This is a genomic window from Desulforamulus reducens MI-1, from assembly GCF_000016165.1.
GTDB classification, from domain to species: domain Bacteria; phylum Bacillota; class Desulfotomaculia; order Desulfotomaculales; family Desulfotomaculaceae; genus Desulfotomaculum; species Desulfotomaculum reducens.
Window position 1 is genome coordinate 1,885,997 of record NC_009253.1, and the last position, 20,800, is coordinate 1,906,796.

General features: G+C 42.3%; 19 protein-coding genes. 17 read left to right on the forward strand and 2 right to left on the reverse strand.

Going from position 1 to position 20,800, the window contains the following annotated elements:
- Window positions 1–212: 212 nt before the first annotated feature.
- The 16 genes from DRED_RS09245 to DRED_RS09315 all read left to right on the forward strand — a co-directional run bounded on the left by DRED_RS09245 (window position 213) and on the right by DRED_RS09315 (window position 16,872).
- Window positions 213–518, forward strand: a complete 306-nt coding sequence (locus tag DRED_RS09245) for a (2Fe-2S)-binding protein (RefSeq protein ID WP_041274554.1) — start codon at window positions 213–215, stop codon at window positions 516–518.
- A complete protein-coding gene (locus tag DRED_RS09250; RefSeq protein WP_041274555.1) occupies window positions 515–1,594 on the forward strand; it encodes an NAD(P)/FAD-dependent oxidoreductase in 1,080 nt (359 codons plus the stop codon). The genes DRED_RS09245 and DRED_RS09250 overlap by 4 nt, the downstream gene beginning before the upstream one ends.
- A 141-nt stretch (window positions 1,595–1,735) precedes the next feature.
- Window positions 1,736–2,230 (forward strand): 4Fe-4S binding protein, encoded by a 495-nt coding sequence (locus DRED_RS09255; protein WP_011878067.1) that lies wholly within the window; start codon window positions 1,736–1,738, stop codon window positions 2,228–2,230.
- Complete coding sequence (locus DRED_RS09260; RefSeq protein WP_011878068.1) at window positions 2,231–2,530, forward strand: (2Fe-2S)-binding protein; 300 nt, start codon at window positions 2,231–2,233, stop codon at window positions 2,528–2,530.
- Window positions 2,514–3,662 carry an NAD(P)/FAD-dependent oxidoreductase gene (locus DRED_RS09265; RefSeq protein WP_011878069.1) on the forward strand — a complete coding sequence of 383 codons (1,149 nt, stop codon included), beginning with the start codon at window positions 2,514–2,516 and terminating at the stop codon, window positions 3,660–3,662. The genes DRED_RS09260 and DRED_RS09265 overlap by 17 nt, the downstream gene beginning before the upstream one ends.
- A 46-nt stretch (window positions 3,663–3,708) precedes the next feature.
- Window positions 3,709–5,253 carry an L-glutamate gamma-semialdehyde dehydrogenase gene (pruA, locus tag DRED_RS09270; protein WP_011878070.1) on the forward strand — a complete coding sequence of 515 codons (1,545 nt, stop codon included), beginning with the start codon at window positions 3,709–3,711 and terminating at the stop codon, window positions 5,251–5,253.
- Window positions 5,254–5,479: 226 nt separating this feature from the next.
- Window positions 5,480–7,381 carry a spore germination protein gene (locus DRED_RS09275; protein WP_011878071.1) on the forward strand — a complete coding sequence of 634 codons (1,902 nt, stop codon included), beginning with the start codon at window positions 5,480–5,482 and terminating at the stop codon, window positions 7,379–7,381.
- Window positions 7,382–7,383: 2 nt separating this feature from the next.
- Window positions 7,384–8,493, forward strand: a complete 1,110-nt coding sequence (locus DRED_RS09280; RefSeq protein WP_011878072.1) for a GerAB/ArcD/ProY family transporter — start codon at window positions 7,384–7,386, stop codon at window positions 8,491–8,493.
- Window positions 8,474–9,745 (forward strand): Ger(x)C family spore germination protein, encoded by a 1,272-nt coding sequence (locus DRED_RS09285; RefSeq protein WP_011878073.1) that lies wholly within the window; start codon window positions 8,474–8,476, stop codon window positions 9,743–9,745. The genes DRED_RS09280 and DRED_RS09285 overlap by 20 nt, the downstream gene beginning before the upstream one ends.
- A gap of 5 nt (window positions 9,746–9,750) precedes the next feature.
- Window positions 9,751–9,921: a hypothetical protein gene (locus DRED_RS19050; RefSeq protein ID WP_198006879.1), complete on the forward strand. Its 171-nt coding sequence runs from the start codon at window positions 9,751–9,753 to the stop codon at window positions 9,919–9,921.
- 112 nt (window positions 9,922–10,033) lie between these two features.
- Window positions 10,034–11,497, forward strand: coding sequence for a HEAT repeat domain-containing protein (locus tag DRED_RS09290; protein ID WP_011878074.1), 1,464 nt, complete (start codon window positions 10,034–10,036; stop codon window positions 11,495–11,497).
- A 130-nt stretch (window positions 11,498–11,627) separates the two neighbouring features.
- The gene (gene trxB / locus DRED_RS09295; RefSeq protein WP_011878075.1) at window positions 11,628–12,551 is read left to right on the forward strand and encodes a thioredoxin-disulfide reductase; all 924 of its coding nucleotides are present in this window, start codon (window positions 11,628–11,630) and stop codon (window positions 12,549–12,551) included.
- 230 nt (window positions 12,552–12,781) lie between these two features.
- The gene (locus DRED_RS09300) at window positions 12,782–14,635 is read left to right on the forward strand and encodes an AAA family ATPase (RefSeq protein WP_011878076.1); all 1,854 of its coding nucleotides are present in this window, start codon (window positions 12,782–12,784) and stop codon (window positions 14,633–14,635) included.
- Window positions 14,625–15,350 (forward strand): winged helix-turn-helix domain-containing protein, encoded by a 726-nt coding sequence (locus DRED_RS09305; protein ID WP_041274556.1) that lies wholly within the window; start codon window positions 14,625–14,627, stop codon window positions 15,348–15,350. Before DRED_RS09300 ends, DRED_RS09305 begins: the two co-directional genes overlap by 11 nt.
- A 194-nt stretch (window positions 15,351–15,544) precedes the next feature.
- Window positions 15,545–16,090: a hypothetical protein gene (locus DRED_RS09310; protein ID WP_011878078.1), complete on the forward strand. Its 546-nt coding sequence runs from the start codon at window positions 15,545–15,547 to the stop codon at window positions 16,088–16,090.
- 95 nt (window positions 16,091–16,185) lie between these two features.
- Window positions 16,186–16,872, forward strand: a complete 687-nt coding sequence (locus tag DRED_RS09315; RefSeq protein ID WP_011878079.1) for a metal-dependent hydrolase — start codon at window positions 16,186–16,188, stop codon at window positions 16,870–16,872.
- A gap of 67 nt (window positions 16,873–16,939) precedes the next feature.
- On the opposite strand, the gene DRED_RS09320 is transcribed toward DRED_RS09315, so the two are convergent.
- Both DRED_RS09320 and DRED_RS09325 read right to left on the reverse strand, forming a co-directional pair.
- Complete coding sequence (locus DRED_RS09320) at window positions 16,940–17,374, reverse strand: peptidylprolyl isomerase (RefSeq protein ID WP_011878080.1); 435 nt, start codon at window positions 17,372–17,374, stop codon at window positions 16,940–16,942.
- A gap of 88 nt (window positions 17,375–17,462) precedes the next feature.
- Window positions 17,463–17,822: a hypothetical protein gene (locus DRED_RS09325; RefSeq protein ID WP_011878081.1), complete on the reverse strand. Its 360-nt coding sequence runs from the start codon at window positions 17,820–17,822 to the stop codon at window positions 17,463–17,465.
- 150 nt (window positions 17,823–17,972) lie between these two features.
- Here DRED_RS09325 and DRED_RS09330 point away from each other — a divergent pair, with 150 nt between their 5' ends.
- On the forward strand, window positions 17,973–20,765 hold the full coding sequence (locus DRED_RS09330) for a helicase C-terminal domain-containing protein (RefSeq protein WP_011878082.1): 2,793 nt from the start codon (window positions 17,973–17,975) through the stop codon (window positions 20,763–20,765).
- Window positions 20,766–20,800: the final 35 nt, after the last annotated feature.

Genomic DNA, 20,800 nt, shown 5'->3' on the forward strand with positions numbered 1-20,800 from the left:
GTGCAGAAAATCATACTGTATTTATGATGATTATCAAGAAAAACACGCATTGTTGCGTGTTTTTCTTGATTTTAAAACTTTTTAAATATTCTATATACTGACGAATGACTGATTTACCTTATGACTGGAGCAACAACCTGTACACTCTGGGTGGAAATATGTCCTTATTGGCACAATAATTGCTTTTTATATAACCAAGGAGGTATTGACCCATGAGAATTGAAAAGCACCCCATACTAGAATTTAAATCCAGCAGCAAAATCAAATTTACTTATAATGGAAATGAATTGGAAGGTTACGAAGGTGAGACAATTGCTGCTGCCCTCCATGCTGCAGGTGTTCGAATTATGCGGGAAAGTGGACATTTACATCGTCCCAGGGGTTTGTTTTGTAATATTGGTAACTGCTCTTCCTGTTTGATGGTTGTTAACGGCGAACCCAATGTTCGGGTATGTGTAGAAAGGTTACGGGAGGGGATGGTCGTGGAGACCCAGAAGGGGAAGGGTGAGCTAAAGTGAAATACACCGAAGTAGCCATTGTAGGTGGGGGACCCGCTGGTTTAACTGCTGCAATGAGTGCCGCTAAGTTAGGTGCGGAGGTTATCTTAATTGATCGAAATGATTATTTAGGGGGCCAACTGATAAAACAAACACACCGTTTTTTTGGTTCTAAACAACAGAGGGCATCGGAACGGGGTATTGACATTGCACGGGAGTTAAGTGACCAGGTTATGAATATCCCGAATATACAGGTTATGACTGAAGCCACTGTACTGGGTTATTACGAAGACGGTGTATTACTGGTTGAGCAAAATAAAAAAATCATTACAATTCATCCCAAAAGAATCGTTATTTCCACTGGCGGGGCAGAAAAGACATTGTTGTTTCCCAATAATGATTTGCCGGGTGTTTACGGTGCGGGGGCAGTCCAAACCCTTGTTAATGTTTACGGTGTAAAACCAGGCAAAAAAGTCCTGATGGTAGGTGCAGGGAATATTGGCGTCATTGTAAGCTATCAATTACTTCAGGCAGGCATAGAGGTAGTTGCTATTATAGAAGCAGCACCTAAGATTGGTGCTTATTGGGTTCATGCTGCGAAAGTCGTCAGGGCCGGTGTCCCCATTTTGACCCGGCATACTATCGTCAAGGCCCATGGAGAAAGGGAAGTTAATGGTGCCACTGTGGTACGATTGGACGAAAACTGGCAGCCCATAACGGGCACCCAAAAGAAACTGGATGTTGATGTTATCTGCTTATCCGTAGGGCTAACACCCCTGTCGGAATTGCTATGGCAAGCGGGCTGTAAAATGGTCTATGTTCCTGAATTAGGTGGCAATGTGCCCCTGCGGAATGAACATCTAGAAACCTCAGTACCTGGTATCTACGTAGCCGGCGATGTTGCAGGGATTGAAGAGGCCTCTGCAGCTATGATGGAGGGATCCTTAGCAGGTTTAGAGGCAGCTGCCAGCCTTGGCTATACCAGTGAAACATTGCAAGAAAATCTAAGGGATGTATTAGAACAATTAAAGGGTTTACGATCAGGTTCTGTGGGAGAAAAGATACGCAAAGGGATGGAACAAGTCAGTCTAGGGTAATCAGAATGATTTCCTAAATCAAGGAAAACACTTTGCGATATGCACAAGGGCAACCAAGGCTGGGGTGCCCCTCGGAAGATAGTGCCAGCCCAAGCTTTCCCAAGGAGCTGATAAATAATTGATTGCTAGGAGTGATATCCCATGTTGCCACAAGACGGTATTGTAAGACCGGAAGATGTGGCCTCTGTTTTACCCCCGGAGGAACGTCTGGCCCAAGGTCCGGTGGCCATTGCCGAGTGCTTTCAAAACATTCCCTGTGACCCCTGCTATCACAACTGTAAGCAGGGAGCAATTCAAGAGTTTAAAGAAATAAACGATCGCCCCCAAATTATATTTGACAAATGCAACGGTTGCGGTACCTGCATGAGTCGCTGTCCAGGCCTTGCCATATTTGTAGTGGACGCTACTTTTTCCGACTCAGAGGCTATAGTCAAGATTCCCTATGAATTTTTGCCGATTCCGGATGTCAATGAAACCGTCACAGCTATTAACAGAGCCGGTCAGGCAGTGGGAGAGGCAAGGGTCGTACGTGTTCAAAACACTAAGGTTCAGGACCGAACTGTCATTGTATGGTTAGCTGTACCCAAAGAATTAATGCTGGAAGTACGGCATTTCAAAGTCAGGGGGGTGCAGTAAATGAGTCAAAAGGATGAAAATGACGTTACCATCCTCTGTCGCTGTGAAGATATAACCATTGAAGAAGTACGTTCTTATATTCAACGGGGAATCACCGATTTAGAACAATTGAAGAGGTTATTAAGGGTAGGTATGGGTCCCTGCCAGGGCAGAACCTGTACTCCCTTATTAGTAAATGAATTGGCCAGAGCTACCGGGCAGGAAATAAAAAGGATTCACCTGACGGTATTCCGTCAACCAACTACCCCTGTAAAGCTGGGGGTTCTGGCAGGAGGTACCGATCATGAAGAAAACAGCTGATTATGTTGTCATTGGGGGTGGCGTGATTGGTTGTTCCATTGCCTATCATTTAGCCCAAAAGGGCGCTAAAAACATTGCATTAATCGAAAAAAAATATCTTACCAGCGGTGCCACCGGTCGTTGTGGTGCAGGAGTAAGGATGCAATTTGGTACTGAAACAAACTGTTTGCTTGCAAAACACAGTGTAGAACTCTTTGAAAATTTGGAAGAAGAGCTGAGTTATGACGGTAGTATTGAGTTCAAGCAGGGTGGCTATTTGTTGCTAGCCTATACCGAAAAAATGGTTGAACAATTTCATAAAAATTTGGGCATACAGCATCAACTTGGTATACCATCCAGTTGGGTAACTCCGGAGGAGGCAAAGGAAATTGTCCCCTATTTAAATACCCAGGGATTGTTGGGTGCTACTTTCTGCCCAAAGGACGGTCATTGTAATCCCTTTAAAACCACCGATGCCTATGCCAAAGCTGCCCAGAAGCTGGGAGTAGAGATTATGACCTACACCGAAGTTACTGAATTGTTAGCCCAGGAAGGCCGGATAAAAGGGGTTAGAACCAGGGAAGGCATTATTGAAACGCCTGTGGTCATTCTATGTGCCGGGTCCTACTCTCGGGATTTAGCAGCAACCATCGGCATAGAATTACCAATTACCCCTGAACGACACCAGATTCTTGTGACTGAACCAGTGGAAAAGATGCAGGAACCGATGGTCATGAGTTTTTATCATGGACTTTACTGTCAGCAGGTTCCCCATGGTGGCTTTGTGATGGGTCTTGGTGACCCCAATGAGCCCAAGGAATACAATTATAACGGTAGTTGGCAATTTCTTCATGAAATGGCAGCTAAGGCCACCTTTATATTGCCTCCATTGGCCAATTTAAGGGTGGTACGTCAATGGGCAGGTCTATATGACTTAACTCCCGATCGTCAACAAATCTTGGGCAGTGTTCCCGGTTGTGAAGGATTCCATCTTGCCGCAGGCTTCTCTGGTCATGGATTTATGATTGCGCCCATGACAGGCAAATTAATGGCAGAACACATTCTAGGAGAACCCACCAGCTTACCCATTCAAATGTTTGATTTCAGCCGCTTCGAGCGTGGGGACCTATTTATTGAACCTTCGGTGGTATAGTCCCACAGAAAGTTAAGATAAAAAATGAATTTTTAAGGAGGATTCCATGAAAAACTTTAGCAACGAACCCTTTACAAATTTTGCTTTGGCAGAAAATGCTGCTGCCATTAAGTCCGCCCTAGCACAGGTCCGGCAGGAATTAGGGAAAAAATATCCCCTGTATATTGGGGGGGAAACCATATATACAGATGAAGTAATTATATCCACAAACCCAGCCGATGAAAATGAAGTTATTGGCAATGTATCCAAGGCGAACTTGGAATTAGCTGATAAGGCCATAGATACTGCTTTTCAAACCTTTAATAACTGGTCTAAGGTAGAACCCGGGGAACGGGCTATGTATCTATTTAAAGCGGCTGAACTCATGAGACAAAGAAAACATTATTTTTCTGCCTGGTTAGTTTTAGAAGCCGGTAAAAACTGGGCAGAGGCAGACGCAGACACAGCAGAGGCCATTGATTTTATGAACTACTATGCCAATGAAATGTTGCGCTATGCTAATCCCCCCCAACTGGTTACGGTCAATGGGGAGTATAACAAAATGAAATATATCCCACTGGGTGTAGGAGTTGTCATTCCCCCTTGGAACTTTCCGCTGGCAATTATGGCCGGGATGACAGTGGCATCGGTGGTAACCGGTAATACGGTTGTTCTTAAACCGGCCAGTGCCACACCGGTCATTGCAGCAAAATTCATGGAACTTCTTAGGGAGGTAGGACTGCCCGACGGCGTAGTTAACTACCTGCCAGGTTCTGGTGGCGCCATTGGCGATTATTTAGTATCTCATAAACTAACCCGTTTTATCAATTTTACCGGTTCTAAGGAAGTGGGCTTGCGGATCAGTGAACTGGCGGCCAAAGTGTCTCCGGGTCAAAAATGGATTAAGCGAGTGGCTGCTGAAATGGGTGGGAAGGATTCCATCATTGTAGATGAAACTGCAGATCTGGATAAAGCAGCCCAGGGGATTGTTGCCTCTGCCTTTGGTTTTCAAGGTCAAAAGTGTTCTGCTTGTTCAAGGGCCATTGTGGTAGAAAGGGTTTATGATGAAGTGATAGAAAAAGTTCTGACCCTAATGCCAAAACTGACTCAGGGTTCCCCTGAAGAAAATTTCCCCATGGGACCTGTCATTGAGAAAAGAGCCATGGAGAAAATTTTGGAATATATCGAAATAGGAAAACAGGAAGCTTCCCTGATATTGGGCGGGGAAAGATTAGGTGAAAAGGGTTGGTTTGTTAAACCCACCATCTTTAAAGACGTACCTCCAACGGCTAGAATTTCTCTGGAAGAAATATTTGGACCCGTTCTGGCATTTATTAAAGTAAAGGATTTTGATGAAGCCTTGCAAGTTGTTAATAATACGGAATATGGCTTAACTGGATCTTTATACACTAGAAACAGAGAAAATATTCGCCGGGCCAAGGAAGAATTCAATGTTGGAAACCTGTATTTTAATCGGAAATGCACCGGAGCCCTGGTGGGCGTACATCCCTTTGGCGGATTTAATATGTCCGGCACATGCTCCAAGGCAGGCGGTATTGATTATCTAGGATTATTTATGCAGATGAAAATAACTTCAGAGGTTTTAGGCTAAGATATTTACCATCCATTACTTTCATTCCATAGTCTCTATGAGACTATGGTTTTTTGTTTAAGTGGTCAAACTAATCATACTAGGCCCATCAGGGTGTGCCTGCCTGTGCTTTCAGAGTGCGGAAAGACTCTCGTGCCCTTTAGTATGGTGGAGCCAGGTTTACTTTAGAAGATACACAATTAGGATAATTCTACATTTTGTGGTGAAACTAATAACGGTGATGAAAATGAATTGGTGGAAAATAATTAAAAAGACCTTTGAATATAAACCAAATACTGATCGAGAAGGCTTTGTCCTCAAAGAGACAAGTCAGGAAAAGGAACAATTGGCTCGGGAGCAAAATCCATGCCATGGAAAAGAAGGCAAGGGTAACGATGAAGCACAGAAAAAGGATGAGAAAATAGGCAGTCAAAAACGTGCCCAAATAAGGAAACCGGATAAAATATTCTGGAAGCAGGAAGGTGTTCAAAAACAAGGGACAAGAGAGGGGCTTAAAGATTCTGAAGTTGACAAAGATAAGAGAATAATAAAAAAGAAAGAAGAAAAAAAAGAGGATCGGCAAAATATTAAAAAACCCTTAAAGGTCCATGAGGCCCAGGATAACCATGATCCAGATCGAGTTAGTCCTTACTTGGAAGTGAATAAAAAACGCATTGAAGAAATTTACGGCTTGCCGGATAATAAAGATTTTATTATCCGTGAGTTTACCATTGCCCTGGCGCCTCCGGTACAGGCCTTTGCCCTTTTTCTGGAAGGTATGAGCGAGAAAGCCATTATTAACCAGAACATCCTGCAGCCCATGATGTTGTTTTCCAATTTTCATGAGGAAGTGGAAGGTTATCTGCTGGATCATGTTAAAAAGAGGGTCTTAACCGGCAATCAGGTTACCGCCCATGAAAGGTATGAGCAAATAATCGGTGGTGTTAACTTTGGTTCCACGGCAGTGTTTATCGACGGATGTGATCAAGCACTGGTGGTGGAAACCAAGGGGTGGGAGCACCGTGGCGTGGGAATTGCGCTAAATGAGTCAGTTGTCCGCGGTTCCCAGGAAGGTTTTGGCGAAATTTTACGGACAAACACAGCGCTGATAAGAAAATATATTCGTTCGTCAAAATTAACCACTGAAATGCTTAAAGTAGGGAATGTGGCCCAAAACGATGTGGCCCTAATGTATATCAGAGATATAGCCAATGAGTCGTTGGTTCAAGAAGTGAAGCGAAGGATTAAATCACTGAAGATTGATGGGGTTATAGACAGTGGTATCTTGGAACAGTTGATAGAGGAAAGGCCCTGGAGCATTGCACCTCAGGTAATGGCCACCGAAAGACCGGACCGAGTAGCTTTAATGCTTCTGAGGGGTAAGGTTGCTATTTTTCTGGACGGCAACCCCTATGTATTGCTGGTTCCCACTACTTTATTTGATCAGCTACATACCCAGGAGGATTATTACCTGAGGCCCCTGTTTGGTAGCTTTTTGCGGCTTGTTAGAGGCTTAGCTTTTTATATTTCCTTCCTAACCCCAGGCGTTTATTTAGCCATAGTTTTATTTCATAAAGAAATGATTCCCACAGAACTGTTACTGGCGATATCGGGGTCCAGGGAAAAGGTACCGTTCCCCAGCTTTTTAGAAGTCTTACTTATGGAAATATCCTTTGAGATGCTCCGAGAAGCAGGCCTCCGGGTACCGGGAATATTAGGAAACACCATCGGCATTGTCGGCGCCATCGTTCTAGGTCAAGCTGCCGTTCAGGCCAACATTGTCAGTCCCATTCTGGTCATAGTGGTGGCAGTAACCGGTTTAGCATCCTTTGCTATCCCGTCCTATTCTCTTCAGTTTTCCCTAAGGATTATGCGCTTTGTCTACATTGCCCTGGCTGCGATGATGGGCTTTGTGGGTATTGTGTTCGGGTTGTTTGTTCAAATGCATATGATGGCTTCTTTAAAATCCTTTGGTGTACCTTACCTAGCTCCTATGTCCCCCACCACTGGCACCACCGGGGATGCAGTGTTTCGCAGACCTGTTTTTTCCTGGGAAATCCATCCAGACTTTTTAAATACCAAGAAACAAGGATCACAGCCTAAAATCGCCAGGGGTTGGGTGAAAGAATCCACAAAAAGGGAGAAATAACATTGATCCAAGAAGGTAAAATTGGCTTTGCTGAAGGATTTTCATTGCTACTAATAACCAATATATCTATTTTATTCTTAACTTTACCTGCAAAGCTAATCGGAGAGCATAAAACCATGGCCTATCTTGTTTATTTCCTGGTGCTAGTTATGGTTTTATTGATCTTCTGGCTCATGGCAGCCCTAATGAAAAGGCACCAAAACATAACCTTGATTGAGGTCAGTGAGAAGTTGCTGGGCCCATACCTTGGGATGGTGATTAATCTAGTTTTTGTTTTGTATTTTATTGTTTGGGAGTCACTCCTGCTTAGGATGTATTCAGAAACGTTTATTACCACGGCATTACCAAGAACTCCCGTTAGCGCAGTTCTTACAACGCTGGTTCTGGCGGCCTTTATCAGTGCATTTTACGGTTTGGAAGTCCTTGCAAGGGTGGCCCGAGTATCCTTAACTTTTATTGTATTGGGATTGACCATTGTGTTTTTGTCTATCATGAAGGAAGTAGATGTTACCAATCTTTATCCTCTCTGGACGTCTGAACCTATAACATTATTTTCCAATGGAGTATTGCATTACACGGCAGCCGCTGATTTGTTAGTGCCGGCCATCATAATTCATGCCTTTGGGGGGTGGCGTCACTTTTGCAGGGCAGGCCTATTGGCTTTTTTGACGTCACGGATAATCGTAGGGATTGCACTTCTGTTAATCTTACTCACCTTTGGTGTTCAACCGTCATCGGAAATGCTCCTTCCCTTTTATGAGTTAAGTAAACTTATTAGTTTTGGGCGATTTTTTCAACGTCTTGAAGCCGTTTTTCTATTGACCTGGTCCATGGTTGGTTATATTAAGATAGGGTTATACCTGTATATAATCGCAGTTATTTTGGCCAGAATGTTTCGTTTAGAAGATTACCGTCCCCTGTTATGGGTTGTTGCCTTACTCTGCTATGTTTTAAGTATTTTGCCAGCAGATCTGCCTACCGCCCTAGTGTATTATGAAGCCATGAGAGGAACTTTGGGATTAGTCCCAACCTTGGCAGTACCATTGCTTTTGTTATTGGTATCGATGTTTAAAAAAAATGAGGAGCTAGGCAATGATGACAGCAAAACCTAAAAAGAATTGTTACTGGTTAATAATATTTCTGTTACTAATTTTATCATTAATGGTTACCGGTTGTTGGGGAGGACAGGAAACTGATGAAGTGCTCACAATTTTAGCAATAGGCCTTGATAAAGGAGAGAAAGCACCTCTGAAAATGACAGTTACAGTAGCCAACCCCAGTGCCTTTGCCGGCGGTGGCGGTGGTGGCGGTGGTAAGGAGGAACGCTTTATTAATTCAACCGTTGAGGGTTCCTCGGTCTGGAATTGTTTTATCCTGCAGCATATGTATGGAAGTGCCAGGACGATAAGTTTCCAGCATACCCAGGCCTTTATTATCGGGGAAGAGTTGGCCAAAGAAGGTATAGCAAAACACATGGGGGAGTTACTGCGTCAACAGGAAGTTCGGAGAAGTAGCTCTCTGTTTATCTGCCGGGGCACAGCAGAGGATTTTATAGAAAATAATAAATCCAAAGTGGAAACCTCCCCCGCAAGACAATACCAATTTATAGATAGGTTATCTCATTATACTAGCTTATTTCCTAGTAGTGATCTTTATAATTTTTATGATGCACAAAAAACATTATATAGCAGTCCTGTGATTCCTTTAGTGGGGGTATCCAAAGTCTCCAAACAATTGCTGAAAGCAAAGTTCGGAGACCCTCTCAAGGTACCCTATTATGCCGGCGAAGTGCCTGAAAAGGCAGGAACATCTAATGCGCAGTTTATTGGTGCCGCAGTATTTAGAGATGGTAAAATGGTTGGACAGTTAACTGGGGGTGAATCACGTATTATGTTGCTCCTACAGGGTAAAGCTGGTTTATCAACCTTTACAATGAAAGACCCTAGACATAAGGACAAATTGCTTTCCTTCGTACTTAAACAGGCTAAAAAACCTAAAATAGCAATGTCAAATGAGCAAGGGCATTTGAGAATCCACCAGACCATATTTTTAGAAGGTGAGTTTATGGGTATCCAAAGCGGCGAAAATTATGAAAGTTCCTCACAAAAGAAGTTGGTGGAGCAAGCCTTTAATCAGCAAATGAAACAGCTTACAAGGGATTTGATAGACAAGACGAAGGAAAAGAACTGGGGCGATATTTTTCACTATGATAGGTTCTATCGCAAGGAATTATGCTGTTGGGAAGAGTGGGATAAACTAAATTGGCAACAATTGTATAACGAGGCTGACATAACGGTGGAATTTAAGGCTAATATTCGGAGAGTAGGGTTATTAAGAAAAACAGCTACAACTCATGGGGAGTAGATACAATGAATTTTATACTGGCCTTGATTCCAATTGCCATCGGAGTTTACACACTCTCCTTTGCCTCCTGGTTGTGGAGACATAATAATAAGCGAGGGGCTGTTGGTACTTTTCTACTAACTGTTACGACTTTAACCCTATCATTTTATGCCATATTTATTCGGCAAAGCTTTTAAAAGCGTCTATTTTAGCTGAAAAAATACCAACAGCTGGATATTCAGTGAAAAAGGATATATCTCGCTCGCTGTGGAATATTACCATTGGATATTATTGGGGGATGTGATTTGATTGGATATTAAGGTCCAGCCAAGGCCAATGGAAGGGGAAGGTAATTTAGCAGAAGCATTGGAGAAGCTATTTATAGACGAATGGGGTGGTCCCAAGAATCCCCTGGCCCTTGCCTATTTAAGGGGGACCGTAATTCCTGATCTAATCCATTGCATCAAGAAAAACTGGATTTTTTTAGAGAATAAAACCTTTCAAGAAATTCTTAGTTCTAAACTCAACACACAGTTTGCTTACCCTCCTGCCTTTGCCGACGGCCTTGCTGGAGAAATCTTGGACTGTGCCAAGCATGTTTTAGGAACCAGTCCCTTGGCCAATCCTCATCCCTGGCAACCCTGGGAGATTATTTTACGAATGTTTACCATTGGTTATGGTTTGCCTGAAATCGTCCAAAGAACCGGTTACCCCGAGGCGTATCTGAATGTTATTTGTAAAAGGTACCATGTTTTGCAGAAGGCTCTAGAACTATTGGGAAAGCCATCTGAAGAACAATTGTATTCCTTTCTGGAAAAAAACGGCGGCAGCTTGTATTTAATTCGTTTTATGGTGGACTTCCAAAACCGATTTCATGTGTGCAAAAATTATTATGAGCAGCTGCATGCTCAACAAATCATTATGGATGTTGAGCTAAATATTGATCCTGACTTATTAATTCGCCTTTTCGAAGGCTTATTTGAGGTTGAAAGAATGGTTAGCCAAGAACGTTATACCGATTTACTAAAAGGTGCAAAAACTGCCTGGTTAACGGGTGAAAGTTATTATACTAAAACAAAGGGTTACGGACTTCTGCATGACTGGCCTAAAAAGCAGATTGTCACTTTGTTGGATCGACTACAGGAATGCAATTTAATTTTACAGGATAGTATTCACGAACATCAACTCACCCTCTCGGAGCAAGCTGCCCGCCTCATTTTACCACAAGTGGTTCCGCTGTTGGCAGATGAAGTTCAAAACATCCTGCGCAGCAAAGCCCGGGATAAAATCTCCCGCAGTACAGCAATCTTGCAGGGCAAGAACCCTGAAGTAACAGTGCATATTATTAAAGAATTGGTTCGCCGGCAAGATCCCAGTGTGATTATTTGTTTTAAAGCTTTACAACGGAGAGTACCAAAAAAAGTATTTTTACAGATTATCTGGGCCTGCGGTCAGTTGGGTGGAAAAGACGCCATAAGTTTGCTTTGTAAAGCTATTTTAGATCGTGACAGCTTAGTGCGCCTAAGGACCTGTCAGGCCATGGGCCAAATGGCAGAACCCTCCTTTTATTTTTGCTTGATTGGCGCCCTTGGGGACCCGGAGGTTATGGTTAGGGAACAGGCGGTCCGGGCCCTGGGAAATTTAAAAATGCCCAGTGCTCTAAAGCATTTAGAACATCTGATTAATAACCCCGGAGAGGAGCCGCAGGTTCAACGGGCGGCCAGGGACACAAGGTTAATTTTATTGCAAGAAAAGAATCTTGAAAAGAATTAATTCTTAATTCTTACATTTTAACTTTCTTAAACAGTTACTTGACGGAGTATTTTTGCAAATGAGATAATAATCAAGTAATATAAAATTTAAGCCATTTCAACAAAGTGACAATTAATAGGAGGTGCATGTTTTGCTAGAAAAGGAATTGGTTATTATCGGCGGGGGACCAGCCGGGTATGCGGCCGGTCTTTATGCTGCCCGAGCTGATATAAATAGTGTTCTAATTGAGAGAGGAATGCCTGGTGGTCAGGCTGCCGCCACCGAGTGGATTGAGAACTATCCGGGGTTTCCAGGGGGTATCGGCGGGATTGAATTAGCCATGAAAATGGATGAGCAAGCTAGATCCTTTGGGTTGGAAGTTACGATGACTGATGTAAGTAAACTGGAACTACAGGGCAGTGAATTTATTGTGTTCACGGGTCAAGAAACCATAAAAACAAAAACCGTGATCGTAGCCTCTGGCTCTAAGCCTCAATTTTTAGGTGTCGAAGGCGAAGGGAAATTTCATGGTCGCGGGGTTTCCTATTGTGCAACCTGTGATGGGGCATTTTTTCGTGATAAAACCGTAGCAGTGGTTGGCGGCGGCGATGCAGCGGTGGAGGAAGCACTTTTTTTAACTAAGTTTGCTGCTAAAGTATACATTATTCACCGCAGAGGCGAGTTGCGTGCTACAAAACTTATTCAAAAACGTGCCATGGCCAATGATAAAATTGCTTTTCTCTGGCACTCTGTAGTAGACGATATTTTAGGAGATAGCAAAGTGGAATCAATAAGAATTAAAGATGTTCGTACTGACGAGCTGTCTACTATACCCGTTGATGGTGTATTTATTTATGTGGGAACCCGGGCAAACTCAGAACTGATAAAGGACTTGGTTGAAATGGACTCCCGTGGTTATATCCTGGCAAATGAGAAAATGCAAACATCCGTTCCGGGATTGTACGTTGCTGGTGATGTTCGACAAAAATCCCTGCGTCAGGTCGTTACTGCTGTGGCAGACGGAGCCATTGCCGCCATGGAAGTAGAAAAATATCTGGCATCGTTGGAGGAATAAGAACAAAAAAAAGCTGTATCCTAGGTTAGATACAGCGAGAAAGGGAGAGGAGATTAGGTTGAGTACTCAACCTACCTTAAGTAGTATATCCAATAAGCAAAATATTATTTATTTGTAACATAGAATTTATGCCGCTACGGAACTTCCGTGGCGGTTTTTTATACTTGTAACAAATGGCATTATAAAGTATAATGCTTACAAACATATGTTCTAGATTGGGGGTGTTAAACATGATGGATATTGGTTGGCATAAAATTCTGAGCTTAAAGGTTCAAGGTGGCTTTTTAGATGGAGAGGTCATTCATTTTAATCCCCATTTAAATTGTTTAATTGGAGGACGAGGTTCCGGAAAAACCACTGTGATTGAAATGCTTCGTTTTGCCTTGGATGCCTATCCCCCTGGAACTGGCATCAGTAAAAGATTACAACAACATTTGGCAGGTGTTTTAAATGGAGGCAGCATCAGTGTTTTCTTAGAAACCGCCGGCGGTGAACGGTATAACATAGAAAGATCGGGTTTGACCCATGTCATCAGAGTTACCGATGCTCAGGGAAGAATCATATCAAGGGAAACTGTTCCTAAAATTCCATTCGGGGCAGCTATCTATGGACAAAGCGAACTAGAACAGCTGGCCGATGATCCGGAGGCACAGTTATTGATCATCGATGGCAAAAGTTCTTCTATTCCTTTGATTAAAACAAGGATAGAAAATAGTCTTAAAAGATTAGATGAAAACCGTACAAAATTGGCAGATCATATTTTAGAAACCTATGATATAAGCAGTCAAGTTGCTCAACTGCCAGAAATTAAAAAACGTTTACAAGAACTTGCTGGAAAAGACTTGGATGGTTTAATTCAAAGACAACGAAAAAGGGAACGTGAAAGAATCTATCTATCCGACCTAAAAAGATCTCTAAAACTTTATGTTCAGCAAAATAAGCCCTGTGTGCCAATGCCCTTGCCAATGCAAGAAGAAGAATCTGCTTTTGAATTCCTGGAACAGGCCCAACAAGTGTACCAAGAGACTAGCCAAGCGACGGCAAAATTTTTAAAGCAAGTAACCTATCTTTGGCAAAATGCCCTGATTCAACTGGAAGAAATCATGAAAAATATGACTATCAGACATCAGGAGGAAGAACTACAAGACCAAAAAATGCGAGCAAACCTACCGGGGAGAGGACTCAATGAGGTACTGGCTGAGCGGACCCGCCTAACCTCCCTGGTGTTGGAATTGGAAAATCTGCTGGGAGTACTGATGGAAAGGGAACAAGAAATCAACTCTTTAAAGATAAAAAGAGAAGAGATGCATGATGAAATTGCACAATTAAAGAAAGACCTTTACTCGGAACGTCAAAAGGTATGCCAAACAATAAACAAGGCACTGGGTCCTGGCATACAAATAGATTTAATTCAAGGAGGTAACTTGCATTGCTTTAAAAATGCACTGTTAAATTTGTTACATCGCTCTAACCTGCACTACCATCGCTGGGTAGATCTCCTGGTGGAGCATTTAACACCTATGGAATTGGTCCAAATCATAAAAGACCAAGATTACTCATCCATAGAACAATACTGTTCTATGGATAGAGAAAGGTCTCGGCGCTTGGTGAACTTTTTGTCAATTAATATGTCCCAGGAAGACTTACTAAAATTGGAGGACGTTTGGTTGGAGGATTTACCCCGGTTACGACTTCAGGACGGAGAAATGTATAAATCTATGAACCAATTGTCCAAAGGGCAGAAATGTACAACAGTCCTGCCTTTATTACTAATGAATGATGCACGTCCGCTCATAATTGATCAACCGGAGGATCATTTAGATAATTCTTATATATCTCAAACGGTGGTACCCACACTAAAAAAGGTAAAGCTTCACCGCCAAGTAATTTTTGCCACGCACAACCCAAACATCCCGGTCTTGGGGGAGGCTGAAAATAATCTAATTCTCAGTTCTGACGGGAATCGAGGCTATTTAAGCTGTCAAGGGGACATGGCTATTAAAGAAGTTAATCGGGCTCTCCAGCGGGTATTGGAAGGAGGACCAGATGCTTTAAGGGGTAGGCTGGTAAAATATGATAGATAAAAATGAACAGCCAAAATGTAATAAAAATGAAAAAGTCCTTAGTGCCCTGTTAAGACATCCACAGTATAGCTGCCGCCGTAGGGCCATTGGATTGCTCGCTCATAAGAAAGACCTTACAACGCTGGAGGAAGTCTTAGGGGAGATTGAATCCTTTCCTGAAGATGTTCGCATGTCGGTTTTAACTTGGATTCGGAATTGGCACTGGGCCAGAGGAGCCCAGCCGGGGAGCAAAATTCTAAAGTTATGTCTTGCTTTAATGAATAGTCAAGACAGACAAATCGCTGAGGAAGTAAGTAACCTATTGATAAAAATCAGTACCCAGGATTTTTCTGAGTTACGAGAGGAAAGGATGTCTTATGCACTTTCTGATAGGGTAAAGGATAACCCTGCAAAGCTACAAGAGAAAATGGTTAAATTAATCATTGATCAAGTAAAACAGGAGATTTGGCTAGGAGAAAGGAATCTGGCATTGACCCGTGCACAGGTAAAGATACTCCTTCGTTTATCATATAGTCCAGGGATCTTTGTTTCTCCAGATTTATTATACGGGGCAATCTATGGGGAATCGTCAGGAATCCCAGGAGACATCAAAAGTCATATCAAAAACATCCGCAAGGCCCTGGGAGATAGTAAAGAAAAGCAGCTTTATATCGAAAGTGGCCGAGCCCGGGGATATCGTTTGGTAAAGGGAAATGTGAACATCCTTAGAGCATAAAACCACGCTGTTATTTTTTCAGCGTGGTTTTAATTTTTGACAATTAATAACCTTAAATGTAGGTTACCCCATATTTACCAGGCTACTAAATATTCCACCAAGGATCTCCCTATAAAACACTTTTCCCCGCTGGATTTCACCATAAATCCACCGGAATGTCATAAAGTTAGGTTAAAAAACGAGGAGTGAAACAAATGGTAAAGGAACATAAAAGGGATTTTGATCAACCAATTTTATATTTTTGTCCTACTTATTTACCCCAGGGGGATGGAACAATCATTATGTATACCAATGGAGATCAGTATACCGATTCGAGAAATATTCGGAGTATCCGTCGGGCCCTTTGTCGATATTATGCACTGGATTACTCCGCCCTGCGTAGCAAGTGGCGTAATCACTGTAATATAGGCCTTGCTCCTTTACTGTTGGCCCCAGGGTATGTACTAATTCCTGTGAAAACAAGAATTGCTCGGTGCAAAGGGGATCCCTGCTATGCCTTTGTTAACCTACACTATATAGACTCTGTCCTGGCTTGCGGCGAACAGATCACAGGGTCAACCATCCTATTCAAAAATGGTGCCAGGCTAGGTTGTCATAACGGACTCAAGAACATTAAGAATAAAATGCTGGCAGCAAAAGCAATTGAAAGGATTTATTGTGATTCCAGATACACCAATCAGGGATTAGAAGAGGTATTCTATCGAATTATTGAAATGTTCAAACAGGAAAAAGGTAGTTAACCTTGAATATATCTGCTAGAACCATGAAGCTTGTTTGCGTTAAAATAATCTGTGGTTAAACTGTAATTAGAATAATAGAACCTGGAGTGATGTAAGTGAAACTTACCTTTTTAGGCCATTCAGCATTTTTACTGGAAAACCAGGAGGTGTCCCTTGTAATTGATCCTTTTTTAACCGGTAACCCCATGGCACCCCACGATATTCCTGTTAAACCCAATTATATTCTGGTTAGCCATGGTCATGGCGACCACCTTGGCGATGCCATAAGACTTGCCAAAGAAACCTCTGCAACCATTGTATCCGTCTTTGAACTGGCTAATTATTGTGCCCGGCAGGGGGTCTTGACACACCCTATGCATATTGGCGGTTCCCATAATTTTGGTCCTATGAAAGTAAAATTGACCCAAGCATTACATGGGAATTCTACTGGCAGTGACAGGGGACCGGCAGAATATCTTGGCAATCCCTGTGGTTTTTTAATTTATTTGGGCAATAAAACCATTTATCATGCCGGTGATACAGGACTCTTTGGGGATATGCAACTGATAGGCGACTTAAATAGTATTGATGTGGCCCTGCTCCCCATTGGGGATAATTTTACTATGGGACCCACAGATGCCTTAGAAGCGGTTAAAATGTTAAAGCCCCAAAGGGTTATTCCCATGCACTATAACACTTGGCCTCTAATAAGTCAGGACCCAACGGCCTTTAAAAAGGCAGTGGAGCAGGCAACAACCACACAAGTTGATATCCTGCAGCCCGGAGAATTTCTAAAAATATAATAAAGGTCCTAAAGCAAAAAGCAACCCGTATCACTTAACGTGGTACGGGCTGCTTTTTAGTTAAAACCTATTCTTCCCAAACTTTAACTTCTTTCATCTTATCGCCAGGTTTAATTTGATCCACGTATTCCTGACCCTCAACTACCTGACCAAAAACGGTATGTACACCATCTAAATGGGGGAAAGCATCATAGCAGATGAAGAACTGGCTGCCGCCGGTGTCTTTGCCGGCATGGGCCATAGATAAGGCACCCTTTTGGTGTTTATGGGGATTACCTTTGGTTTCACACTTAATGGTGTAACCAGGACCACCAGTGCCGGTACCGTAGGGGCAGCCACCTTGGGCCACAAAGCCAGGAATTACACGGTGAAAGTTTAGGCCGTTGTAGAAACCTTCATTTGCTAATTTCTCAAAGTTAGCGACAGTTCCAGGTGCAGCTTCATCGAAGAATTCGATGATAATTTTGCCCCCATTTTCCAGTTCAATACTTCCTTTTTTCAAAAGAGACCCTCCTTTGTTGTAACTCTCATTATTCTACTACAGAGTGCAGGTGCAGGCAAATTATGACATAAAAAAATATCCTATTTTTTTATTGATTAAAGTCATTTCCTATTTTCTTCATGCGGTCTATGGCTGCTTCATATTGGTCGAGATTCTGTAGTTGAGTTACCAAACTGTGGTACTCAGGGTGTTGGCAAATCTTTTGTAGCAAATCACTTATTAAAAGCAACTCATATATTCGGTGGGAGCTTGGTTGAATTCCGGTGAGTTCTGCAATTCCCATTTCTTCCCTTGTTTTATACCATAGTAAAACCAGTGGATGTAATTGGGGAGCAGCCTCAGGATTCCAACCGCCAATCTTGTGCACCTCTTTTAATATTAGGTCTTGTCCCAGGGTATTTTCTAAAAGAGATAAGGCTTTTCTAATCTTTGTAACTTTATCATTCATAATTAAACCTCCTACTAATAAGCAATTCTATTATATCAAAAGAATTACTATACGGAAGTTCTAACCTTCGGTATAATTATTTTTATTTAGGTTAACTGCCGCTCAATTTAAAAAATAGATTTTTATGTAATACATTGGGGGTTAATAGGTATGCTAAACTTTGTGGCACTAGACTTGGAAACATCAGGTCTAGACTGCTTACAGGATGAAATTATTGAGATTGGTTTAGTTAAAATGGTGGATGGGAAAGAGATTGATTCCTTTTCAACACTGATTCGCCCCAAGGGCATATTGCCTGTTAAGATAAAGCGTCTTACGGGAATAAAAGATCATGAATTGCAAGATGCACCAAAACTTCAGGAAGTGCTGCCAGTAATTTTACAATTTATTGCAGACTTGCCTCTGGTTGGCCATAATGTAAAATTTGATTATGATTTTTTATCAACAGCTGTTCAAAGCCCCCTAGCTAACCCACTGTATGATACACTTGAATTATCAAAGTATTTGATGCCTGGTGCCTCTAACCATCGTTTAGGGTATCTGTGCAGCTATCTGGGCATTGACATCCCCAACCAGCACAGAGCCCTTGATGATGCCAGGGGTGCTGCAATGCTTCTGATTCATTTGCTTAATCAATGCGAAGAAATGGAACCTGAGTTAATTTGGCAATTGAGCCAGTTCCTTAGCAAAAGTGGATCTCTTTGGCACTCCGTACTGGAAACCCTTAGTAGCCGGATGATAAAAATGTTTCCGGATCGGAAAATTACTGCCACTATTCCTGGTGCTACAGAAGAAGATAGTAATCAAAGCGAAAGAATACCACAACCAAAAACTACGCTAGATTTTGAACAGTGTCTTGCGGTTCTGGGCCCAGAGGGAATACTGGCAACTACACTTCCCCGTTTTCGTTACCGTTCGCAGCAATGTGATATGATGGAGCAAGTAACGAAGGGCCTAAATGGAGATAAGACGGTATTGGTAGAGGCCGGCACCGGCACCGGCAAATCTCTAGCCTATTTAGTTCCTGCCATTGCTTGGGCTAAACAAAACCATGAACGGGTACTTATTTCTACTCATACCATTAACCTGCAGGAACAGTTGTGGAACAAAGATATTCCTTTATTAGCAAAGCTACCCGAATATGAGTTTAAATCAGCCATTATGAAGGGACGCGGCAATTATATATGTCTTAGAAGATGGCACTCCTTTATGAAGGAAGACAATCATACACCGGACGAAGCGGCATTCTTAGCAAAAATTTTGATTTGGATCTATCAGACAAACACCGGAGACAAGGGCGAACTGGTTCTTAATTACAGCGACTTTGAATATTGGTACCGGGTTTGTAGTGAAAGTGATGGATGTCTTGGCAATCGTTGTCAATATTTTAAAGAAAAATGTTATTTTATGGCCGCTAAACGGAAGGCCGAGCGTGCAGATATTGTGATTGTTAATCATTCTCTTTTGTTAAGTGATGCAAATGCTGACAATATGATTTTACCATCATATGGACCGTTGATTATAGATGAGGCCCATCACTTAGAAAACTGCGCCACTGATCATCTGGGCAGAGCAGTAACCCGAGTTGGGGTTTTGCGTTGGCTAGCTGTTGCTACGAAGTTACTCAGCAAATTAGAAAAAATTGCTTTTTTGACAATAGATGGAAGATGGGAAAAACTATTATTACAAAGTAGCGAAACCAAACAAAGGACAAGGGAAGCGGCAACAAGTTTCTTTGAAATGGCATTAAGCTGGATAAAAAGTATCGATAGAAACGGTGAAGGTCGGTGTAGTATGCGTTTCGACCGCGGGGGAAATATAGATGGTATCCCCAGTATACCTGTGGCAGTGGATGCTGAACTAGATAACCTTCTGGTAAATCTACGAACCCTTTGTCAGGCCTTAGTAAAAATATCAGACCAACTGGAAGAGGGAACCGTTATTACAGGCGGTGGGCCAGGAATCATTAGAGATTTAGCGGCCTGGGCTTCTGTGGGTCAAGAATTAAGCGATAACTTGGAATGGATTTGTCGTCACCAAGAGGAGTCGCAAGTTTACTGGGTAGAGGGGGGCGGTGATTCTCCTGAGGTTGTCTTTCGGTCTGCTCCCATTGATGTCGGCCCATTACTATACGAAAAATTGTTTTCTGAGAATAGGCCGGTTGTTTTAACATCAGCCACGCTATCTGTAGATGGGAATTTTAAACATTATATAAATAGTGTAGGGTTAGACTTTTTACCACAAGAAAATATCCTTGAAAAACATTTGAACTCTCCCTTTAATTATAATGAGCAGGCCATATTATGTGTGGCCAGAGATATTTTACCGCCCGGTCAAGTAAGTAATAAAGAATATCACGATGAACTGTCCAAGGCAATCTTTCATATATCTATGGCCGCAGAGGGTCGTTCTCTGGTCCTATTTACTTCCCATCGGTCTTTGCGGGAGACATATCAACGCTTAAAGGATCAGTACGAAAATGAGGATATTTGTTTGTTAGGTCATGAATTGGATGGCAGTAGAAGGCGTTTAGTTGAACAATTTATGGAAGGTAGGAGAACAGTTTTGTTTGGTGCTTCCAGCTTTTGGGAAGGGGTCGATATACCAGGCGAGGCTTTATCCTGTGTGATCATTGTTAAACTGCCCTTTGCACCCCCAAATCATCCTGTTACAGAGGCAAGACTCCAAAAGCTCTCCCGCCAGGGTAGGAACGGATTTATGGAGCATCAAATTCCCCAGGCAGTCATAAAGTTCAAACAAGGTTTTGGCAGGTTAATTAGGGGACCCGAGGACAGGGGAGTGGTTGTTGTATTAGATGGTCGTTTGGTCGAAAAGAGATATGGTTACAAGTTTTTTAATTCTTTACCCATAGCACAACATATTCGAGATAGCTGGTTAGGAATATCAAAAAAAGCGAGATTTTGGTTAACTACTGGAAAATAGTTGCCATACCCCTTTTACTAAAGACATTACAATGC